25 protein-coding genes are annotated in these 18660 nt (G+C 67.6%); all 25 read right to left on the bottom strand.

Going from position 1 to position 18660, the window contains the following annotated elements; translation table 11 throughout:
* Positions 1 to 36: 36 nt before the first annotated feature.
* Positions 37 to 831: a twin-arginine translocase subunit TatC gene (gene tatC / locus WG923_RS16360; RefSeq protein ID WP_340352035.1), complete on the bottom strand. Its 795-nt coding sequence runs from the start codon at positions 829 to 831 to the stop codon at positions 37 to 39.
* A gap of 42 nt (positions 832 to 873) precedes the next feature.
* On the bottom strand, positions 874 to 1329 hold the full coding sequence (gene tatB, locus WG923_RS16355) for a Sec-independent protein translocase protein TatB (protein WP_340352034.1): 456 nt from the start codon (positions 1327 to 1329) through the stop codon (positions 874 to 876).
* Positions 1330 to 1351: 22 nt separating this feature from the next.
* On the bottom strand, positions 1352 to 1597 hold the full coding sequence (tatA, locus tag WG923_RS16350) for a Sec-independent protein translocase subunit TatA (RefSeq protein ID WP_340352033.1): 246 nt from the start codon (positions 1595 to 1597) through the stop codon (positions 1352 to 1354).
* A 73-nt stretch (positions 1598 to 1670) separates the two neighbouring features.
* Positions 1671 to 2030: a histidine triad nucleotide-binding protein gene (locus WG923_RS16345; protein WP_340352032.1), complete on the bottom strand. Its 360-nt coding sequence runs from the start codon at positions 2028 to 2030 to the stop codon at positions 1671 to 1673.
* A 10-nt stretch (positions 2031 to 2040) separates the two neighbouring features.
* Entirely contained in the window at positions 2041 to 2391 is a 351-nt protein-coding gene (locus WG923_RS16340; protein WP_340352031.1) for a DUF4870 family protein, read from the bottom strand.
* A 16-nt stretch (positions 2392 to 2407) separates the two neighbouring features.
* A complete protein-coding gene (locus WG923_RS16335; RefSeq protein WP_340352081.1) occupies positions 2408 to 2776 on the bottom strand; it encodes a phosphoribosyl-ATP diphosphatase in 369 nt (122 codons plus the stop codon).
* Between the two features lie 2 nt (positions 2777 to 2778).
* Positions 2779 to 3171 carry a phosphoribosyl-AMP cyclohydrolase gene (gene hisI, locus WG923_RS16330; protein WP_340352030.1) on the bottom strand — a complete coding sequence of 131 codons (393 nt, stop codon included), beginning with the start codon at positions 3169 to 3171 and terminating at the stop codon, positions 2779 to 2781.
* Between the two features lie 30 nt (positions 3172 to 3201).
* Positions 3202 to 3981 (bottom strand): imidazole glycerol phosphate synthase subunit HisF, encoded by a 780-nt coding sequence (gene hisF, locus WG923_RS16325; RefSeq protein WP_340352029.1) that lies wholly within the window; start codon positions 3979 to 3981, stop codon positions 3202 to 3204.
* 1 nt (position 3982) lies between these two features.
* On the bottom strand, positions 3983 to 4723 hold the full coding sequence (gene hisA / locus WG923_RS16320; protein ID WP_340352028.1) for a 1-(5-phosphoribosyl)-5-[(5-phosphoribosylamino)methylideneamino]imidazole-4-carboxamide isomerase: 741 nt from the start codon (positions 4721 to 4723) through the stop codon (positions 3983 to 3985).
* A gap of 51 nt (positions 4724 to 4774) precedes the next feature.
* On the bottom strand, positions 4775 to 5425 hold the full coding sequence (gene hisH / locus WG923_RS16315; protein ID WP_340352027.1) for an imidazole glycerol phosphate synthase subunit HisH: 651 nt from the start codon (positions 5423 to 5425) through the stop codon (positions 4775 to 4777).
* Positions 5422 to 6009 carry an imidazoleglycerol-phosphate dehydratase HisB gene (gene hisB, locus WG923_RS16310; RefSeq protein WP_340352026.1) on the bottom strand — a complete coding sequence of 196 codons (588 nt, stop codon included), beginning with the start codon at positions 6007 to 6009 and terminating at the stop codon, positions 5422 to 5424. Before hisB ends, hisH begins: the two co-directional genes overlap by 4 nt.
* Positions 6006 to 7082, bottom strand: a complete 1077-nt coding sequence (hisC, locus tag WG923_RS16305) for a histidinol-phosphate transaminase (protein WP_340352025.1) — start codon at positions 7080 to 7082, stop codon at positions 6006 to 6008. The genes hisB and hisC overlap by 4 nt, the downstream gene beginning before the upstream one ends.
* A gap of 139 nt (positions 7083 to 7221) precedes the next feature.
* Complete coding sequence (hisD, locus tag WG923_RS16300) at positions 7222 to 8541, bottom strand: histidinol dehydrogenase (RefSeq protein ID WP_340352024.1); 1320 nt, start codon at positions 8539 to 8541, stop codon at positions 7222 to 7224.
* 100 nt (positions 8542 to 8641) lie between these two features.
* The gene (gene hisG / locus WG923_RS16295; protein WP_340352023.1) at positions 8642 to 9307 is read right to left on the bottom strand and encodes an ATP phosphoribosyltransferase; all 666 of its coding nucleotides are present in this window, start codon (positions 9305 to 9307) and stop codon (positions 8642 to 8644) included.
* On the bottom strand, positions 9304 to 10569 hold the full coding sequence (gene murA, locus WG923_RS16290) for a UDP-N-acetylglucosamine 1-carboxyvinyltransferase (protein ID WP_340352022.1): 1266 nt from the start codon (positions 10567 to 10569) through the stop codon (positions 9304 to 9306). Before murA ends, hisG begins: the two co-directional genes overlap by 4 nt.
* A gap of 5 nt (positions 10570 to 10574) precedes the next feature.
* Positions 10575 to 10820 (bottom strand): BolA family protein, encoded by a 246-nt coding sequence (locus WG923_RS16285; RefSeq protein ID WP_340352021.1) that lies wholly within the window; start codon positions 10818 to 10820, stop codon positions 10575 to 10577.
* 16 nt (positions 10821 to 10836) lie between these two features.
* The gene (locus WG923_RS16280; protein WP_340352020.1) at positions 10837 to 11592 is read right to left on the bottom strand and encodes an ABC transporter permease; all 756 of its coding nucleotides are present in this window, start codon (positions 11590 to 11592) and stop codon (positions 10837 to 10839) included.
* A 145-nt stretch (positions 11593 to 11737) separates the two neighbouring features.
* On the bottom strand, positions 11738 to 12658 hold the full coding sequence (locus tag WG923_RS16275) for an ABC transporter ATP-binding protein (RefSeq protein ID WP_340352019.1): 921 nt from the start codon (positions 12656 to 12658) through the stop codon (positions 11738 to 11740).
* Positions 12659 to 12695: 37 nt separating this feature from the next.
* Positions 12696 to 12968, bottom strand: coding sequence for an STAS domain-containing protein (locus WG923_RS16270; protein ID WP_340352018.1), 273 nt, complete (start codon positions 12966 to 12968; stop codon positions 12696 to 12698).
* A 91-nt stretch (positions 12969 to 13059) separates the two neighbouring features.
* Complete coding sequence (locus tag WG923_RS16265) at positions 13060 to 13716, bottom strand: MlaC/ttg2D family ABC transporter substrate-binding protein (protein ID WP_340352017.1); 657 nt, start codon at positions 13714 to 13716, stop codon at positions 13060 to 13062.
* 112 nt (positions 13717 to 13828) lie between these two features.
* Positions 13829 to 14617: an MlaA family lipoprotein gene (locus WG923_RS16260; RefSeq protein ID WP_340352016.1), complete on the bottom strand. Its 789-nt coding sequence runs from the start codon at positions 14615 to 14617 to the stop codon at positions 13829 to 13831.
* Positions 14614 to 15096, bottom strand: a complete 483-nt coding sequence (gene mlaD, locus WG923_RS16255; protein ID WP_340352015.1) for an outer membrane lipid asymmetry maintenance protein MlaD — start codon at positions 15094 to 15096, stop codon at positions 14614 to 14616. Before mlaD ends, WG923_RS16260 begins: the two co-directional genes overlap by 4 nt.
* 157 nt (positions 15097 to 15253) lie before the next feature.
* Positions 15254 to 16036 (bottom strand): lipid asymmetry maintenance ABC transporter permease subunit MlaE, encoded by a 783-nt coding sequence (gene mlaE / locus WG923_RS16250; RefSeq protein ID WP_340352014.1) that lies wholly within the window; start codon positions 16034 to 16036, stop codon positions 15254 to 15256.
* 85 nt (positions 16037 to 16121) lie between these two features.
* On the bottom strand, positions 16122 to 16937 hold the full coding sequence (locus WG923_RS16245; RefSeq protein WP_340352013.1) for an ABC transporter ATP-binding protein: 816 nt from the start codon (positions 16935 to 16937) through the stop codon (positions 16122 to 16124).
* A gap of 247 nt (positions 16938 to 17184) precedes the next feature.
* Complete coding sequence (locus tag WG923_RS16240) at positions 17185 to 18651, bottom strand: glutamate synthase subunit beta (protein ID WP_340352012.1); 1467 nt, start codon at positions 18649 to 18651, stop codon at positions 17185 to 17187.
* Positions 18652 to 18660 lie beyond the last annotated feature (9 nt).

The following is an 18660-nucleotide window of genomic DNA, read 5'->3' as shown; positions in this document are numbered from 1 at the left end:
AGTGGACGAGATATCCCGCCAACACACCCCGCTCGATCACTTTGTCGCCGCTTCGCCCGACTCCTCCGGCGCCTTCGAGTGCTTCACGAAGATCTTGGCGCCCCAGATGCCCAGCTCGTACAGGAACACCATGGGAACGGCCAGCGCGAGCTGCGAGACCACGTCGGGCGGCGTGATGACGGCGGCGATGATGAAGGCCAGCACCACGAAGTAGCCGCGGAACTCCCGCAGCTTCTCCACCGTGATCATCTCGAAGCGCACCAGCAGCATCACCACGATCGGCACCTGGAAGGCGAGGCCGAAGGCGAGGTAGAGCCCCAGGATCGCCTCCACGTACGAGGCGATGTCGGGCGTGGCCGCCACGCTGGAGGGCGTGAAGCCCTGGATGAAGGCGAACATCCGGTCCAGCACGAAGAACTGGACGAACGCGATGCCGCCATAGGCCAGCAGGCTGCCGAAGATGATCAGGGGCAGCGCGAACTTCTTCTCGTGGCTGTACAGGCCCGGCGCGATGAAGGCCCAGATCTGGTACATCAGCCAGGGGAGCACCAGCAGCACCGCCACCATCAGCAGCACCTTCAGCGGCACGAAGAAGGGCGAGAACACGCCCACCGCGATCAGCTTCGCGTCCGGCGGCATGTGCGCGCGGATCGGGCGCGCGATGAAGTCGATCAGGCCATTGGGCCCCGGCCAGATCGACAGGGCGATGATGGCGGCGGCGATCCCGTAGATGCAGTAGATCAGCCGGTCGCGCAGCTCCATGAGGTGCGCGACGAACGGCTGCTCCGTACCGGCGAGTTCGTCTTCCTTGTCGACTTGGGGATCGGGCATGGGCATCGGCCGGCGCCCCCTGCTCCCGGGGCGCGGCCGCTTTCAGTTGAATTTCTGCGGGCGGTACCTGGCCACGCGCGCCGCGCCGGACAGCGCGCGCGTGCGCACCCCGGTGCGCGCCTTGTACCAGTGCGGCACGGCGCCCTGCTTGAGGCGCCACTTCTTCTTCGGGTGCTTGTACTCGGGGAAGGCGGGCGACTCGTCGATCGCGGTGGAGGGGGTGGCGACCTCCTGCCACTGCTTCTCGAAATCGGACGCCGCCGTCGACACCGAGCTCTCGACGTCGCGGGCGGCGGATTCGACCGTCTCCTTCATCTTGCGCAGCTCGTCGAGCTCCATCGAGCGGTTCACTTCCGCCTTGACGTCGTTGACGTAGCGCTGGGCCTTGCCCAGCAGCGTGCCGACGGTGCGCGCGACGCGCGGCAGCTTTTCCGGCCCGATCACGATCAGGGCCACGGCGCCGATCAGCGCCATCTTCGAGAGGCCGAGGTCGATCACTGGGTGGGGATGCCGGTGCGGATCAGGACTTGTTGCGCGCTTCGACGTCGATCGTCGTCTTGTCCGCGCCCGTGGGCTGCGGCGTGGACGTGACCTGCGACGACGGCGGCACCGGCGTCTCGGGTTGCGAGCCGTCCTTCATGCCGTCCTTGAAGCCCTTGACGGCGCCGCCGAGGTCCTGGCCGATGTTCTTGAGCTTCTTGGTCCCGAAAACGAGCACCACGATCAACAGCACGATCAGCCAGTGCCAGATGGAAAACGAACCCATGGAGTCTCTCCTGTCTTACTGCTCGGATTCTAGTCGGGCAGGGGAAGTTCATCCCCTTGCCCGACCATAAGGATTACCCCTTGCGCCAGGGACGTGGCCCGCCGATCACGTGGAAGTGCAGGTGCCGCACTTCCTGCCCGCCGTCGTCGCCCGTGTTGCACACGAGGCGGAACCCGCCCTCGGGGTACGGACGGCAGCCCTCCTGCTGCGCGAGCCTGGGAACGAGACTCATCATCTTTCCCAGCAGGGGCGCATGCGATTCCTCCACGTGGGCGAAGGAGGTGATGTGCTGCTTGGGGATCAGCAGGAAATGCACCGGGGCCCAGGGCTGGATGTCGTGGAAGGCGAGGATCTCGTCGTCCTCGTAGACCTTCCGGGACGGGATCTTGCCTTCGGCGATCTTGCAGAAGATGCAGTTCGGATCCTGGCTCATGCGCGCCTCGCTATTCGGGGAAGCGATTGTCGTTGAAGCGCAGCCAGCCGCGCAGGTAGCGGTAGATGTACCAGGCGCCGATGATCGTCCAGGCGATGTAGCCGGGGATGATCAGCACGAACAGCGGCGCCGTGATCACGAGCCACACCATCGTCCACCAGAAGGTGCGGATCATGTACTTGTGGTGCGCCGCGTACAGGCGGTCGGCTTCGTCGGCCTTCTTGACGTAGTTGACGATCAGCGCGATGACCGACAGCGTCCACAGCGAGAACGGCGCGACCGTGTGCAGCCCGTACAGGACGTGCATCGTCGAACGGTCGCTGCGCTTGTCTTCGAGGGTGACGAAATCGGTCTCTGCCATGGCTGCTCCTTGCTCCTTACTCGCCCCCCTCGCGGCCGCGCACCTTGCGCATCGCCTTTTCCTCCAGGCCGCCGAGGCCTTCGCGGCGCTGCAGCTCCGCGACGACGTCGGCGGGCGCCAGGCCGTAATGCGCCAGCGCGATCATCGAATGGAACCACAGGTCGGCCACCTCGCCGACCAGCTTGGCCCGGTCGCCGCCCCCGTGGTCCATGTCCTTGGCGGCCATCACGACTTCGGTCGCCTCCTCGCCGATCTTCTTGAGGAAGGCGTCCGGGCCCTTGTGCAGCAGGCGCGCGACGTAGCTGGCCTCGGGGTCGCCCCCGTTGGCCGGCTTGCGGCTCTCGATGACGGCGGCCAGGCGGGCCAGGGTGTCGACGGCGGACATGCTCATGAGGTGTAGATGGTGGACGGGTCTTTCAAGACGGGCTCCACCGATTGCCAGGCGCCGTCGCGGTAAAGCTGGAAGAAGCAGCTGTGGCGGCCGGTGTGGCAGGCGATCGACGGCTCGTGCCCCTGCTGGGTGACTTTCAGCAGCAGCACGTCGTTGTCGCAATCCATGCGGATCTCGTGCACCTGCTGCACGTGGCCGGACTCCTCGCCCTTGAACCACAGCTTGCCGCGCGAGCGGCTGAAGTACACGGCGCGCCCGAGTTCGGCCGTCTTCCGCAGCGCCGCGCGGTCCATCCAGGCGAACATCAGCACGTCGCCCGTGGACGCTTCCTGCGCGATCACGGGCACGAGGCCCTGCGCATCCCATTTCACCTCGTCGAGCCAGTCCATGGGCGTATTGTCCCCCATGGCGGCTGCGGGTTACAGGCGAACCGGGATGCCCCGTTCCGCCATCCGCGCCTTCGCCTGGGCGACGGTGTATTCGCCGTAGTGGAAGATGCTGGCGGCGAGCACGGCGTCGGCGCCGCCCTGCTGGACTCCGTCGGCCAGGTGGTCCAGGGTGCCGACGCCGCCGGAAGCGATCACGGGGATGGGCACCGCATCGGCGACGGCGCGCGTAAGTTCCAGGTCGAACCCCGACTTGGTGCCGTCGCGGTCCATGCTGGTCAGCAGGATCTCGCCGGCGCCGCGGCGGGCCATTTCCGTGGCCCAGGCCACCGCGTCCAGTCCGGTGTTGCGCCGGCCGCCGTGGCTGTAGACGTCCCAGCCGGCGCCGCGGGTGGCGGCGTCCCCGGGGCTGCGCCGCTTGGCGTCGATGGCCACCACGATGCACTGGGCGCCGTACCTGGCGGAGGCGGCGTCGATCACGTCCGGGTTGGCGATCGCCGCCGAATTGAAGCTGGTCTTGTCGGCCCCGGCATTGAGCAGGCGGCGCACGTCTTCCACCGTGCGCACGCCGCCGCCCACCGTCAGCGGGATGAACACCTGGGAGGCGACCGCCTCGATGATGTGCAGGATCAGGTCGCGGCCGTCGCTGGTGGCGGTGATGTCCAGGAAGGTCAGTTCGTCGGCGCCCTGCTCGTTGTAGCGGGCGGCGATCTCCACCGGGTCGCCCGCATCGCGCAATTCCACGAAGTTGACGCCCTTGACGACCCGGCCGCCGGTGACGTCGAGGCAGGGGATGATGCGCTTGGCGAGCACTTCAGCCGTTCAGTTCGTCGGCGCGGGCCTGGGCGCGCGCGAAATCGAGGTCACCCGAGTAGATCGCCCGGCCGCAGATCACGCCCTCGATGCCTTCGTCTTCCACCGCGCAGAGCTTCTCGATGTCCGTCATCGAGGACAGTCCGCCCGAGGCGATCACCGGGATCGAGAGCGCCTGGGCCAGCTTCACCGTGGCCTCGATGTTGATGCCCGTGAGCATGCCGTCGCGGCCGATGTCGGTGTAGATGATGGATTCGACGCCCCAGTCCTCGAACTTGCGCGCCAGGTCGACCACCTCGTGGCCCGTGAGCTTGCTCCAGCCGTCGGTGGCGACCTTGCCGTCCTTGGCGTCCAGCCCCACGATGATGTGGCCGCCGAAGGCGGTGCAGGCGTCCTTGAGGAAGCCGGGGTTCTTCACCGCCGCGGTGCCGATGATCACGTAGCGCAGGCCGCCGTCGATGTACCTCTCGATCGTGTCGAGGTCGCGGATGCCGCCCCCCAGCTGCACCGGGATGTCGTCGCCCACCGCCTTGAGGATGGACCGCACGGCGCTGAAGTTCTGCGGCTTGCCGGCGAAGGCGCCGTTCAGGTCGACGAGGTGCAGGCGCCGGGCGCCGCGCTCCAGCCAGGTGCTCGCCATCGCGGCGGGATCCTCGCTGAAGGTGGTCGCCTGGTCCATGTCGCCCTGTTTCAGGCGAACGCAGTGGCCGTCTTTCAGGTCAATCGCGGGAATCAGCAGCATGGGGAATGGTGGAGGACGGACAGCGGCGGCCGTGCCGCGACCCGTGGACGATCAGGGATTCCAGTGCAGGAAGTTGCGATAGAGCGAGAGGCCCTGGTCGGCGCTTTTTTCGGGGTGGAACTGGGTCGCAAAAATATTATCGCGGGCCACCGCACAGGTAAAGCGCACGCCGTACTCGGATTCCCCAACGCTGTGGCGCGGGTCCGACGGCCTGGCGTAGAACGAATGGACGAAATAGAACCAGCTTTCGTCCGGCACGCCGGCCCACATGGCGTGCGGCCGCGCCTGGATCACGCGGTTCCAGCCCATTTGCGGCACCTTGTAGCGGCTGCCATCGGGCTGCAGCTGGCCTTCGAGGCGGAAACGCACGACCTCGCCATGGATCAGGCCGAGGCCGTCAGTGGGCCCTTCCTCGCTGCGATCCAGCAGCATCTGCATGCCGACGCAGACGCCGAACAGCGGCTTGGTCGCCGCGGCCTCCAGCACCGGTTCGAGCAGGCCCGAGTCGCGCAGCTCGCGCATGCAATCGGGCATGGCGCCCTGCCCCGGCAGGACGACGCGTTCGGCGGCACGCACCTCTTCGGGGCGCGAGGTGATCACGGCCTCCATCCCGCTGCCCTGGGCGACGTGCATGACCGCCTGCGACACCGAGCGCAGGTTGCCCATGCCGTAGTCGACGACCGCGACCGTCCTTGTGGTCAAAGGCTGCCCTTGGTCGAAGGGATGGTGCCGGCGGCACGGGGATCGAGCTCCAGCGCCGAACGCAGGGCCCGGGCGAAGGCCTTGAACACCGTCTCGCACTGGTGGTGCGCGTTCTCGCCGCGCAGGTTGTCGATGTGCAGCGTGACGAAGGCGTGGTTGGCGAAGCCCTGGAAGAATTCGTGGGCCAGCTGCGTGTCGAAGGTGCCGATCATGCCGCTCTTGAACGGCACGTTCATGACCAGGCCGGGGCGGCCGGAGAAATCGATCACCACGCGAGACAGCGCCTCGTCCAGCGGCACGTAGGCATGGCCGTAGCGGCGGATGCCCTTCTTGTCGCCCACCGCCTGGTAGACAGCCTGGCCCAGGGTGATGCCGACGTCCTCCACCGTGTGGTGGCCGTCGATGTGCAGGTCGCCCTTGGCGTCGATGTCCAGGTCGATCAGGCCGTGGCGGGCGATCTGGTCCAGCATGTGGTCGAAAAAGCCGATGCCGGTGGCCAGCTTCGCGACGCCGGTGCCGTCGAGGTTCACCTTCGCGGTGATCCGGGTTTCCGCGGTGTTGCGGGTGACTTCAGCGCTTCTCATAGGGTGGACTGCAGGGCGGCCAGCATCTGCGTGTTCTCTTCGGCGGTGCCGACGGTCAGGCGCAGGCATCCGGCCAGCAATGGGTGCATTCTAGAAACGTTCTTGACGAGCACCTTGCGGGCTTTCATGCCCTCGAAGCTGCGCCCCGGGTCCGGCACGCGCACCAGGATCATGTTGGCGTCGCTGGGCCAGGACTTCACGCCCATTTCCGCCAGCGCCTGCTGCAGGCGCCCGCGCTCCCTTTTCAGGTCGGCGGCCTGGGCTGCGAAGACGTCCTCGTGCTCCAGCGCGAACAGGGCGGCTTCGGCGTTCAGCACGCTCACGTTGTACGGCGGGCGCACCTTGTCGATCTGGTCGATCAGCTCCGAGCGGCCCATCATGTAGCCGATGCGCACGCCGGCCAGGCCGAACTTGCTCAGGGTGCGCATCAGGAGCACGTGTTCGTGCTTCGTCAGGCGCTCCAGGTAGCTGCGGCTGGAGAAAGGCTGGTAGGCCTCGTCGATCACCACCAGGCCGGGCGCCGCCTCGACGATATTCTCGATCGTGGCGTCGTTCCAGAGGTTGGCGGTGGGATTGTTCGGGTAGGCGATGTAGACGATGGCGGGCTGGTGCAGCGCGATCGCGTCCAGCATGGCCTTCTCGTCCAGCTCGAGGTCGGGCGTGAGGTCGACGCCGACGAACTTCAGGCCCTGCAGCTTCGCGCTCATCTCGTACATCACGAACCCGGGCAGTGGCGCCAGGATGGTGGCGCCGGGCACGTCGCAGGCCAGGGCCAGCAGGGAGATCAGTTCGTCCGAGCCGTTGCCCAGCATCAGTGCGCAGCCGGCGGGCAGCTGGGCGTGCCTGGCCAGCGCCCGGCGCAGGTCGGCTATCCGTTCGCCGGGGTAGCGGTTCAGGGCGATGGCGGCGAGCCGTTCGCCGAGTTCCTTCTGCAAGGCCAGCGGCAGCCGGTGCGGATTCTCCATCGCATCCAGCTTCACCATCCCCTTCGAATCCTGGATCGCATAGGCATGCATGCCCTGGACGTCCTGCCGGATGCGGGTGGCGATGAGTTTTTCGAGGGATGCGGTCATGGGGGGAGTGAAAAGCCAGACTTCCGGACGCAGAGGACGCAAAGGGTACGCAGAGAGCGCAAAAGAATACCTTAAAGGATTTTTCTGCGTCCTCTGCGTACCCTTTGCGTCCTCTGCGTCCGGATGTCCGGGTTGGGTTTCAGCGCTTGAGGCGCAGCTCCGCGGCCCGGGCATGGGCCTGGAGGCCTTCGCCGTAGGCGAGTTCGGCGGCGATGGTGCCCAGGGTCTGGGCGCCGGCTTCGCTCACCTCGATCAGGCTGCTGCGCTTCTGGAAATCGTAGACGCCCAGCGGGCTGGAAAAGCGCGCCGTCGTCGCCGTGGGCAGCACGTGGTTCGGCCCGGCGCAGTAGTCGCCCAGCGACTCGCTGGTGTAAGCGCCCAGGAAGATCGCGCCCGCATGGCGCAGCAGCGGCTCCCAGCGGTGCGGCTCGTGGCTGGCGATCTCCAGGTGCTCCGGGGCGATGCGGTTGCTGATTTCGCAGGCCTCTTCCATGCTGCGGGTGTGGATCAGCGCGCCGCGGCCAGTCAGAGACTTGGCGATGATTTCCGCGCGCGGCATCTCCGGCAGCATGCGCTCGATCGCGGCCTGCACCTGCGCGATGTAGCCCTCGTCGGGGCACAGCAGGATGCTCTGCGCCAGTTCGTCGTGCTCGGCCTGCGAGAACAGGTCCATCGCCACCCAGTCGGCCGGCGTGCTGCCGTCGGCCAGCACCAGGATCTCGCTCGGCCCGGCGATCATGTCGATGCCCACCTGGCCGAAGACGCGACGCTTGGCGCTGGCGACGTACGCGTTGCCGGGGCCGGTGATCTTGTCGACGCGCGGCACGGTTTCCGTGCCGTACGCCAGCGCCCCCACCGCCTGCGCGCCACCGATGGTGAACACGCGCGTGACGCCCGCCACGTGGGCAGCGGCCAGCACCAGCGGGTTCTTCTCGCCGCGCGGCGTGGGCACCACCATGATGATCTCGCCGACGCCGGCCACGTGCGCCGGGATCGCGTTCATCAGCACCGAGGACGGATAGGCCGCCTTGCCGCCCGGCACGTAGATGCCGACGCGGTCCAGCGGCGTGACCTTCTGCCCCAGCAGCGTGCCGTCGGCGTCGCGGTAGCTCCAGCTCTCGCCCGAGGCCTTCTTCTGCGCCTCGTGGTAGGAGCGCACGCGTTCGGCGGCGGCTTCGAGCGCCGCGCGCTGCCGGGCCGGCAGGCCTTCGAAGGCAGCCTTCAGCTCGGAGGGCTGCAGCACCAGTTCCTGCAGCGACTTCGCCTGCATGCCGTCGAAGCGGTTGGTGCATTCCAGCACCGCCGCATCCCCGCGCTGCCGCACGTCGGCCAGGATCTGCGCCACGGCCTGCTCGATGCCCGCATCCGTCTCCGCGGACCAGTGCAGGCGGGCCTTGAACGCGGCGTCGAAGCCGGCATCGCGGGTGGACAGGCGCAGGGGGCGGGCAGCGGTACTCATATCAGGCAGCCATTATCCCGTGCCACCGCGGAACCGGCTTTGCCGGGCCGCTGGTGGCGCCCCCTCGAGGGGGAGGCGCCGAAGGCGCTTCGGGGGTGGGTCAATGACGGGAGGCGACGGTCTTCGCGAACACGTCGATCAGGTGGCGGATCGGTTCCTGCTTCAGCTTGAGCGCGGCCTGGTTCACGACCAGGCGCGAGCTGATGTCCATGATGCGCTCCACCTCGACCAGGTTGTTGGCCTTGAGCGTGTTGCCGGTGGACACGAGGTCCACGATGGCGTCGGCCAGGCCCGTCAGCGGCGCGAGTTCCATGGAACCATAGAGCTTGATCAGGTCCACGTGCACGCCCTTGGCGGCGAAGAAGTCGCGCGCGATGCTGGTGTACTTGGTGGCGACCCTCAGGCGCGCGCCCTGGCGCACGGCGGAGGCGTAGTCGAAGTCCGCGCGCACGGCGACGCTCACGCGGCACTTGGCGATCTGCAGGTCCAGCGGCTGGTACAGGCCCTGGCCGCCGTGCTCGATCAGCGTGTCCTTGCCCGTGACGCCCAGGTCGGCGCCGCCGTACTGCACGTAGGTCGGCACGTCCGAGGCGCGCACCAGCACCACCCGCAGGTCCGGATTGGTGGTGCCTATGATGAGCTTGCGCGACTTTTCGGGATCCTCGAGCGCCTCGATCCCGGCCGCCTTGAGCAGCGGCAGGGTCTCGTCGAAGATGCGGCCCTTGGACAGGGCGAGGGTGAGGGTGGGGCGGACCCCAGCGTTCATGTCACTCTTTCGATATCGGCGCCCAGGGCGCGCAGCTTGTGTTCCATCTGTTCGTAGCCGCGGTCCAGGTGGTAGATGCGGTCCACGATCGTCTCGCCGTCGGCCACGAGGCCGGCGATGACGAGCGATGCGGACGCGCGCAGGTCGGTGGCCATCACCGTCGCACCGGACAGCCGCTCGACGCCATGGGTGATGGCGACCTTGCCGTCGACGTCGATGTGCGCACCCATGCGCATCAGCTCGCTGACGTGCATGAAGCGGTTCTCGAAGATCGTCTCGGTGATCTTGGAATCGCCCTCCGAGATGCAGTTCAGTGCCATGAACTGCGCCTGCATGTCGGTGGGGAAACCCGGGTATTCGGTGGTCTTGAAGCTCTGGGCTTCCAGCCGGCGATCCGACTTGATGCGGATGCCGTCGGCGCGCGGCTCGACTTCGGCGCCCGCGGCGCGCAGCAGGTCGATCACGGCGCCGAGGTGGTCCGCACGGCCGTCCTTGAGCATCACGTCGCCGCCGGTGGCGGCGACGGCGCACAGGAAGGTTCCGCATTCGATGCGGTCCGCCACCACCTTGTGCGTGGCGCCATGCAGCTTCTCGACGCCCACGATGCGGATGCGGCCGGTGCCGTGCCCTTCGACCTTGGCGCCCATCGCATTGAGCATGTCGCCGAGATCGGTGATCTCGGGCTCCTGCGCCGGGTTCTCGAGGATCGTCTCGCCATCGGCGAGCGCGGCGGCCATCATGAAGTTCTCGGTGCCGGTCACCGTGATCATGTCGGTGCGGATGTGCGCGCCCTTCAGCCGCTTCTGGCCCGCGGGGAGCTTGGCGATCATGTAGCCGTGCTCGATCACGATGTCGGCGCCCATCTTCTGCAGGCCCTTGATGTGCTGGTCGACCGGGCGCGCCCCGATGGCGCAGCCGCCGGGCAGCGACACCGTCGCCTCGCCGAAGCGGGCCAGCAGCGGCCCCAGCGCGAGGACGGACGCCCGCATGGTCTTCACCATCTCGTACGGCGCTTCGGGAAAGTGCAGGTCCTTCGAGTCGATCACGACGGTGCCGTCGTTGTTGAACTCGGCCTTCGCGCCCATGTTGCGGATGAGCTTCAGCATCGTGGCGACGTCCTGCAGCCGCGGGATGTTGCGCAAGGTCATCGGCTCGGCGGTGAGCAGCGCGGCGCACAGCTCGGGCAGCGCCGCGTTCTTCGCGCCGGAAATGCGAATCTCGCCGTGCAGCGGCTTGCCGCCGCGAATCAAGAGCTTGTCCATGGGCCTTAGGGTTGCTGTAGGGCCGCCCATTCCTCGGGCGTGAAAGTCTGCATCGACAAGGCATGCACCTCGTCGTTCTGCATTCTCGCACCGAGCGTTGCGTACACCTTCTGGTGCCGCTGGATTCGACGCAAACCGGCGAACTCGGCCGACACGATCACCGCCGACCAGTGGCGGCCGTCGCCGTCCACCTCGAGGTGGTCGCAGGGCAGGCTGGAAGCGATGAGGGAGCGCAGTTCGTCGGCGGTCATGGTTGTTTCCGATGTTTCAGCCGCGGATCTTGTAGCCGATGCGCAGCAGGTGGACGGCGACGGCGCTCACCGCCAGCATCGCGCTGCCGACGATCGCCAGGCTGAGCCAGGGCGACACGTCGCTCACGCCGAAGAAGCCGTAGCGGAAGCCGTCGATCATGTAGAAGAAGGGATTGAGGTGGCTCACGCGCTGCCAGAAGTCCGGCAGCGAATGGATCGAATAGAACACGCCGGAGAGGAACGTCATCGGCAGGATGATGAAGTTCTGGAACGCGGCCATCTGGTCGAACTTCTCGGCCCACAGGCCCGCGATGAGCCCGAGCGCGCCCAGCATGCCGGCCCCCAGCAGGGCGAACACCAGGATCCACAGCGGCGCCACGAAGCTCACGTGCGTGAACCACGCCGTGACGATGAACACGCCGAGGCCCACGCACAGGCCGCGGACGACCGAGGAGCCGACGTAGGCGATGAACCAGCTCCAGTGCGACAGCGGCGTGAGCAGCACGAACACCAGGTTGCCCATGATCTTGCTCTGGATCAGGGACGAGGAGCTGTTGGCGAAGGAGTTCTGCAGCACGCTCATCATCACCAGCCCGGGCACGAGGAACGAGGTGTAGCTGATGGTGTCGTACACCTTCACGCGGTCCGACAGCACGTGGCCGAAGATCAGGAGGTACAGCAGCGCGGTGAGCACCGGCGCCGCCACGGTCTGGAAGCTCACCTTCCAGAACCGCAGCACCTCCTTGTACAGGAGCGTCTGCCAGCCGGTCATGCCGCAAACCTCTTGATGCGGACTTCCGGACGCAGAGGACGCGAAGGGTACGCAGAGGACGCAAAACAGACAAAGAAAACCTTGGAGGTTTCCTTTTGCGTCCTCTGCGTACCCTTTGCGTCCTCTGCGTCCGGCAATTCGGTCTTCATGCCGCGACCTCCGCCCGCCCCGCCGCCATCACGTCGATGAAGACGTCTTCCAGGTCCGCCTTGCGGATCTCCACGTCTTCGACGCGCAGGCCGGCCTGGCGGATCACGGCCAGGTGCTGTTCGATTTCGTGGGCATCGTGCGCCGGCAATTGCACGATGCGGCCGGTGACGCGCGCCTTGCCTTCGAATTCGTGCGGCAGCGCGCCATCGAGCTTGAAGCGCAGCACGTTGCTCGAGGCGGCCTTGAGCAGGTCGCTCGTGCGCTCCAGCGCCACCACCTTGCCGGCCTGGAGCATGGCGATGCGGCTGCACAGCGCCTCGGCCTCCTCGAGGTAGTGCGTCGTCAGCAGCACCGTGTGCCCTTCGCGATTGAGCCTGGCGATGAACTGCCACAGCGTCTGGCGCAGCTCCACGTCCACGCCCGCCGTCGGCTCGTCCAGCACGATCACCGGGGGCCGGTGCACCAGGGCCTGCGCCACCAGCACGCGCCGCTTCATGCCGCCGGAAAGCTGCCGCATGTTCGACGTCGCCTTGTCGGCCAGCCCGAGGCTGTGCAGCAGTTCGTCGATCCAGGCCCCGTTGTTCTTCACGCCGAAGTAGCCGGACTGGATGCGCAGCGCCTCGCGCACCGTGAAGAAGGGATCGAACACCAGTTCCTGCGGCACCACCCCGAGCTGGCGGCGCGCGGCGGCGTAGTCCTGCTGCACGTCGTGGCCGCGCACCAGCACGCGGCCCGAGGTGGGCCGCACCAGGCCCGCGAGGACGCTGATCAGGGTCGTCTTGCCCGCACCGTTGGGGCCGAGCAGGCCGAAGAACTCGCCTTCCTCGATGTCGAAGCTGACGCCATCCAGGGCCTGGAAGGGGCCGCGGGGACTGGAATAGGTCTTGGAGACGGACTGGAAGGAGATGGCGGGCATGGGGAACCCGCCATTTTACGGTCCCGGGGGAAAGGGCCTACGAGGCGGCAGGCAGCAGTTCGCCCACGCCGTACAGCGTGGCGAGCGCCTGCAGGCGCGGATGCAGGTTGCTGACCGAGAACGATTTGCCCAGGGCCAGGGCCTCGCGCCGGCACTCCAGCAGCACGGCGAGCGCCGAGGAGTCGAACCTCCTCAGCGCCGACGCATCGGCGATGGCCTCGCGCGAGGGATCCGAATGCAGGGCCTGCGCCAGCATGCGGCAGCACGCGGTGGCGGTGCCGTGCGTCAGTTCGTCGGGCAGGACCAGCACGCGTCAGCCTCCGCCGAGCCGCCTCAAGGAGGCTGAAGCCCCCCCGGGGGGCAGCGACCCACACGCAGTGGGGGAGCGTGGGGGCGTCATGTCAGCCTTTCTTCGCGCTGCCGCTCGCGCCGCCGTTGGCGTTGGCGCGGTTGCGTTCGGCCAGCGCGGCGATCAGGCCGTCGACACCCTTCGTGTTGATCTCCTGCGAGAACTGGCTGCGGTAGGTTTCCACCAGCCACACCCCCAGCACGTTCAGGTTGTAGATCTTCCAGCCGTCGGCGCCCTTCTCGAGCCGGTATTCGAGCTGGATCGGGTCGCCGCGGCCGCGGATCTCGCTGCGCACGACGACATCGGTGTCGGTGGGTTGCGCGCGCAGCGGCTTGACCGTGATGGATTCGTCGGAGATCTGCGACAGCGCGCCCGAGTAGGTGCGCACCAGCAGCAGCTTGAATTCTTCCTGCAGGCGCTTCTTCTGCTCCGGCGTGGTCTGGCGCCAGGCCGGGCCGACCGCGGATGCCGTCATGCGCTGGAAGTTCACGTGCGGCATGATCTTGGCGTCGACCACGGTGATGATCCGGTTGATCTCGCCCGACTGCACGCCCTTGTCGGTGCGGATGATGTTCAGCACCTCGTCGGACAGGCGCTTGATCATCGCATCGGGGGTTTCGTCGGCCGCGTGCGCGATCGGCCAGGCGCCGGCCATGGCGGCGGCGGCGAACAGCGAGGCGGCGACGCGGAAGAGGGAACGTCGATTCATTTCAGGCAAATCCTTTCTTGCTGCCGGGCGTGCCCGGCCCCTGTTGGAATGCGGCCGGGGCGCCGGGTTGCAGGCCCTGCCAGGCAAAGTGGCAACAGCCTGCAACCCCCCTTCAACGGGCGGGTGGGCGCGCCGGTTGTCCGGCCGGGGCCGCCGCGGGCGGCTCCAGCGATTCGTCGGGGAGCGGCGGCGGCACTTCGCGATTGTCGTCGCGATCGTTGATCTCCGCCCGGCGGCGCTGCAGGTAGGCGTCGCGCGTGAAGGAATACTTGTCCAGCGCGGCTTCCTCGAGCACGTTGCCCACGCGCAGCAGGTTGGCGCGCTTGTCGATCGCCTGCACGGCATAGACCGCGTCGCGGCCACCATCCTCCGGCCAGTAGCGGTGGATCAGGTTGTAGCGGCGGTCGATGGGCAGCGCGGCGGCGTCGCGCAGCGTGGACGGGCCGAGGAAGGGCAGCATGAGGAACGGGCCGGCCGGCACGCCCCAGCGGCCCAGGGTCTGGCCGAAGTCCTCGCGGTGGCGCTCGATGTTCAGGTCGCTCGCCACGTCGAAGATGCCGAACACCCCGAACATGGTGTTGACGTGGAACCGGGCCAGGTTCTCCTCGAAGTCGGGCAGCCGCCACTGCAGCAGGCTGTTGACGGCCGACCAGCCGTCGGCGAGGTTGCCGAAGAAGTTCGACACCCCCGTGCGCACCAGCGGCGGGACCTTGTCGCGGTACAGGGTGGCCACCGGCTTGAGCAGGACGCGGTCGAGGCCTTCGTTGAAGTTGTAGGCGTGCCGGTTGAACGGCTCCCACGGGTCGCGCGGGTTGCGGGCTTCACCCGTGGTGGCGCACCCCCCCAGCAGCAGCAGCGCGGCGAGGAGCAGGCCGGCCGCTCCGAGGCGTTCAAGTTTCATTTCTTCGTCGTTCCTGTGCTCGGGCCTTCCGCCGCCTTGTTGTACAGGAACTGACCGATGAGGTTCTCCAGTACGACCGCGGACTGCGTGGTGGTAATGGTATCGCCCTGCACCAGCAACTTCTCGTCGGCACCCGCCTCGATTCCCACATATTGCTCACCCAGGAGGCCACTTGTCAGGATCTTCAGGGAGCTGTCCCTGGGGAATTTGTAGCGGGTTTCCATCGCCAGCGTGACGCGGGCCTGGAACGACTTGTCGTCGAACGTGATGGATTCCACACGGCCGACCACCACTCCGGAGCTTTTCACCGCCGCGCGCGGCTTCAGGCCGCCGATGTTGTCGAACTTCGCCAGCACGTGGTACGTGGGTTGGAAGCTGAGCGTCAGCAGGTTGGCGGCCTGCAGGGCGAGGAACACCAGCGCCGCGGCGCCGATGAGGACGAACAGCCCCACCCAGACGTCGTTCTTGGTGCGATCCATGTCATTCACTCCACTACGTTGTTGCCAGGGGGTACGTCCTTCGACGGACCGCGGCCACTCCAGTGCCACCGCGGAACCGGCTTTGCCGGGCCGCTGGTGGCGCCCCCTCGAGGGGGAGGCGGCCGCAGGCCGCTTCGGGGGTGGGTCATATCTCTTCCTAGATGCTGAACATCATCGTTGTCAGCACGAAATCCAGTGCGAGGACGGCCAGCGAGGCCATCACGACGGTGCGCGTCGTCGCGCGCGAGACACCCTCGGGCGTCGGCCGCGCCTCGTAGCCTTGCAGCACGGCGATGAAGGTGACGGCCACGCCGAACACCAGGCTCTTGATCACGCCGTTGCCGACGTCCTTGAACACGTCCACGCCGCCCTGCATCTGGCTCCAGAACGCGCCGGGGTCGACGCCGATCAGGAGCACGCCGACGACCCAGCCGCCGATGATGCCCACGGCGTTGAACACCGCGGCCAGCAGCGGCATCGCCACCACGCCCGCCCAGAAGCGCGGAGCGAGGATGCGCTGCACCGGGTCCACGGCCATCATCTCCATGGCGGACAACTGCTCGCCGGCTTTCATCAGCCCGATCTCCGCCGTCAGCGACGTGCCGGCGCGCCCCGCGAACAGCAAGGCCGTCACCACCGGCCCGAGTTCGCGCACCAGGCTCAGGGCCACCATCAGGCCCAGCGCTTCCGAGGAGCCGTAACGCTGCAGGATGTAGTAGCCCTGCAGCGCCAGCACGAAGCCGACGAACAGGCCGGACACGCCGATGATCGCCAGCGAATAGTTGCCCAGGAAGTGGACCTGGTCGCGCACCAGCCGCGCGCGCGCGAAGGTCGTGCCGACCAGCGCCAGCAGCCGCACGAACAGGCGCGCAGCATGCCCGATGTCCGCCAACTTGCCGCGGGTGGCGAAGCCGACGTCGGAGGGGCGCCACCAGGTCATTTCGACGCCCGCCCGGCCGCCCGAAGGGCGTCGAACGCCCCCCCGGGGGGCAGCGACCTACACGCAGTGAGGGAGCGTGGGGGCCTCATTTCAATCCTCCGCTGAAGTCTTCGTCCACGGTGGGCCCGGGGTAGTGGAAATGCACGGGCCCGTCGGGCAAGGCGTTGACGAACTGGTGCACCAGCGGATTGTCGGAGTGGCGGACTTCCTCGGGCGTGCCTTGCGCAGCGATCTTCCCGTTGGCGAGCACGATCACCTGGTCGGCGATGTGGAAGGTTTCCTCGAGGTCGTGCGACACGACGATGCTGGTGATGCCCAGCGTGTCGTTCAGCCGCCGGATCAACTGCGCCGCGGTGCCGAGCGAGATCGGGTCGAGCCCTGCGAACGGCTCGTCGTACATCACGAGGTCGGGGTCGAGTGCGATCGCGCGGGCCAGCGCCACGCGGCGCGCCATGCCGCCGGAAACCTCGCTGGGCATCAGGTCGCGCGCGCCGCGCAGGCCCACGGCATTGAGCTTCATCAGCACGATATCGCGCACGAGGTTCTCCGGCAGGCCCGAGTGCTCGCGCAGCGGGAAGGCGACGTTGTCGAACACGCTCAGGTCGGTGAACAGCGCGCCGAACTGGAACAGCATGCCCATGCGCCGGCGCATGCGGTACAGGCCGTCGCGGTCCAGGCCGGGAATGTTCTCGCCGTCGAACAGCAGTTCGCCGCCTTGCGGCCGGATCTGGCCGCCGATCAGGCGCAGCACCGTGGTCTTGCCGCCGCCGGACGCGCCCATGAGCGCCGTCACCTTGCCGCGCTGCACGGTGAAGCTCACGTCGTCGAGGATGCGGCGCTGGTCGTAGCCGAAGGTGAGGTTCCGGCATTCGACGAGCGGGCCGGAGTCGTTGTCGGTCATCCGGGGGAGATCGGGCCGGTTGGACGGCCAGGTGCTGAAAGCCGGGATCATAGCCCGCGGGCTGCGCAGGCCTGCGTCCCGTGTGGCGCGCGCGCAAATTGGCGCAGGCGGGGGATTGTAGGCTGGTGGTGACGCGCGACAGCGCCGGAACCCCAGCGATGCGCGGAGCGCTGGGGTTCCCGGCGCGCGCCGCGCGCGGTCACCGCCAGCCTACTGGCCAGCGGTCACCCCCGATCGCGGCGCTGCTTTACCGCGGCAGGTCGCTGAACCCCATGAGGAATTCGTCGACGGAGCGCGCCGCCTGCCGGCCCTCGCGGATCGCCCAGACGACCAGCGACTGGCCGCGGCGCATGTCGCCGGCGGCGAACACCTTCGGAACGTTCGTGGCGTAGCCGCCGTTGAAGTCGGTGGTCGCCCGGGCGTTGCCGCGCGCGTCCTTTTCCACGCCGAAGCCCTCGAGGATGGAAGCCACGGGGCTGACGAAGCCCATGGCCAGCAGCACGAGTTCGGCCTTGTATTCCTTCTCCGTGCCGGGGATCTCGACGAACTTGCCGTCCTTCATCTCGACGTGGACGGTCTTCAGGCCCGTGACCTTGCCCTTCTCCCCCGTGAACTCCTTGGTGGCGATGGCGAATTCGCGCTCGCAGCCCTCCTCGTGCGAAGAAGACGTGCGCAGCTTGTACGGCCAGTAGGGCCAGGTCAGCGCCTTGTTCTCCTGCTCGGGCGGCATGGGCATCAGCTCGAACTGCGTCACGGTCTTCGCGCCGTGGCGGTTGCTGGTGCCCACGCAGTCGCTGCCGGTGTCACCGCCGCCGATCACGATCACGTGCTTGCCCGCGGCGGAGATCTGGCCCTTGACCTTGTCGCCCGCGTTCACCTTGTTCTGCTGCGGCAGGAACTCCATCGCGAAGTGGATGCCGTCGAGGTCGCGCCCCGGCACTGGCAGGTCGCGCGACTGCTCGGCGCCGCCCGTGAGCAGCACGGCATCGAAGTCCTTGCGCAACTGCGCGGGCGAGATCGTCTCCTTGGCCCAGTTCGTGACCTTCGAGTCCTTCGGCAGCTCGCCGACCATCACGCCCGTGCGGAAGGTGACCCCCTCGGCCTTCATCTGCTCGACGCGGCGGTCGATGTGCACCTTCTCCATCTTGAAGTCGGGGATGCCGTAGCGCAGCAGGCCGCCGATGCGGTCGTTCTTCTCGAACAGCGTCACCTCGTGGCCGGCGCGCGCGAGCTGCTGCGCCGCGGCCATGCCGGCCGGCCCGGAACCCACCACCGCCACCTTCTTGCCGGTCCTGACACGCGCCACGCGCGGCTTCACCCAGCCGTGCTCCCAGGCGCGGTCGATGATGGCGTGCTCGATCGACTTGATGCCGACCGGGTCGTCGTTGAAGTTGAGCGTGCAGGCCGCCTCGCACGGCGCGGGGCAGATGCGGCCGGTGAACTCCGGGAAGTTGTTGGTGGAGTCCAGCACCGTGAAGGCGTCCTGCCAGTCCTGCCGGTACACCAGGTCGTTGAAGTCCGGGATGATGTTGTTGACCGGGCAGCCGGAGTTGCAGAACGGGATGCCGCAGTCCATGCAGCGGGCGCCCTGCACCTTCGCCTGTTCGTCGGTCAGGCCGATGACGAATTCCTTGTAGTGCTTCACGCGCTCGGGCACGGGCTTGTAGCCCTCCTCGATGCGCTCGTATTCCATGAAGCCGGTGACCTTGCCCATGTTTCTTCT

Source organism: Ramlibacter sp. AN1133 (assembly GCF_037890035.1).
GTDB lineage: Bacteria > Pseudomonadota > Gammaproteobacteria > Burkholderiales > Burkholderiaceae_C > Ramlibacter.
Note: the sequence above shows the minus strand (reverse complement) of the source record. Positions and strands in the feature narration are given on the sequence as shown.

Excerpts from the sequence above, each read along its gene's own strand:
- tatC (WP_340352035.1), bottom strand. The coding sequence starts at position 831 with ATGCCCGATCCCCAAGTCGACAAGGAAGACGAACTCGCCGGTACGGAG.
- tatA (WP_340352033.1), bottom strand. The coding sequence starts at position 1,597 with ATGGGTTCGTTTTCCATCTGGCACTGGCTGATCGTGCTGTTGATCGTG.
- WG923_RS16345 (WP_340352032.1), bottom strand. The coding sequence starts at position 2,030 with ATGAGCCAGGATCCGAACTGCATCTTCTGCAAGATCGCCGAAGGCAAG.
- WG923_RS16340 (WP_340352031.1), bottom strand. The coding sequence starts at position 2,391 with ATGGCAGAGACCGATTTCGTCACCCTCGAAGACAAGCGCAGCGACCGT.
- WG923_RS16335 (WP_340352081.1), bottom strand. The coding sequence starts at position 2,776 with ATGTCCGCCGTCGACACCCTGGCCCGCCTGGCCGCCGTCATCGAGAGC.
- hisI (WP_340352030.1), bottom strand. The coding sequence starts at position 3,171 with ATGGACTGGCTCGACGAGGTGAAATGGGATGCGCAGGGCCTCGTGCCC.
- hisA (WP_340352028.1), bottom strand. The coding sequence starts at position 4,723 with ATGCTGCTGATTCCCGCGATTGACCTGAAAGACGGCCACTGCGTTCGC.
- hisB (WP_340352026.1), bottom strand. The coding sequence starts at position 6,009 with ATGAGAAGCGCTGAAGTCACCCGCAACACCGCGGAAACCCGGATCACC.
- hisC (WP_340352025.1), bottom strand. The coding sequence starts at position 7,082 with ATGACCGCATCCCTCGAAAAACTCATCGCCACCCGCATCCGGCAGGAC.
- hisD (WP_340352024.1), bottom strand. The coding sequence starts at position 8,541 with ATGAGTACCGCTGCCCGCCCCCTGCGCCTGTCCACCCGCGATGCCGGC.
- hisG (WP_340352023.1), bottom strand. The coding sequence starts at position 9,307 with ATGAACGCTGGGGTCCGCCCCACCCTCACCCTCGCCCTGTCCAAGGGC.
- murA (WP_340352022.1), bottom strand. The coding sequence starts at position 10,569 with ATGGACAAGCTCTTGATTCGCGGCGGCAAGCCGCTGCACGGCGAGATT.
- WG923_RS16285 (WP_340352021.1), bottom strand. The coding sequence starts at position 10,820 with ATGACCGCCGACGAACTGCGCTCCCTCATCGCTTCCAGCCTGCCCTGC.
- WG923_RS16280 (WP_340352020.1), bottom strand. The coding sequence starts at position 11,592 with ATGACCGGCTGGCAGACGCTCCTGTACAAGGAGGTGCTGCGGTTCTGG.
- WG923_RS16275 (WP_340352019.1), bottom strand. The coding sequence starts at position 12,658 with ATGCCCGCCATCTCCTTCCAGTCCGTCTCCAAGACCTATTCCAGTCCC.
- WG923_RS16265 (WP_340352017.1), bottom strand. The coding sequence starts at position 13,716 with ATGAATCGACGTTCCCTCTTCCGCGTCGCCGCCTCGCTGTTCGCCGCC.
- WG923_RS16260 (WP_340352016.1), bottom strand. The coding sequence starts at position 14,617 with ATGAAACTTGAACGCCTCGGAGCGGCCGGCCTGCTCCTCGCCGCGCTG.
- mlaD (WP_340352015.1), bottom strand. The coding sequence starts at position 15,096 with ATGGATCGCACCAAGAACGACGTCTGGGTGGGGCTGTTCGTCCTCATC.
- mlaE (WP_340352014.1), bottom strand. The coding sequence starts at position 16,036 with ATGACCTGGTGGCGCCCCTCCGACGTCGGCTTCGCCACCCGCGGCAAG.
- WG923_RS16245 (WP_340352013.1), bottom strand. The coding sequence starts at position 16,937 with ATGACCGACAACGACTCCGGCCCGCTCGTCGAATGCCGGAACCTCACC.
- WG923_RS16240 (WP_340352012.1), bottom strand. The coding sequence starts at position 18,651 with ATGGGCAAGGTCACCGGCTTCATGGAATACGAGCGCATCGAGGAGGGC.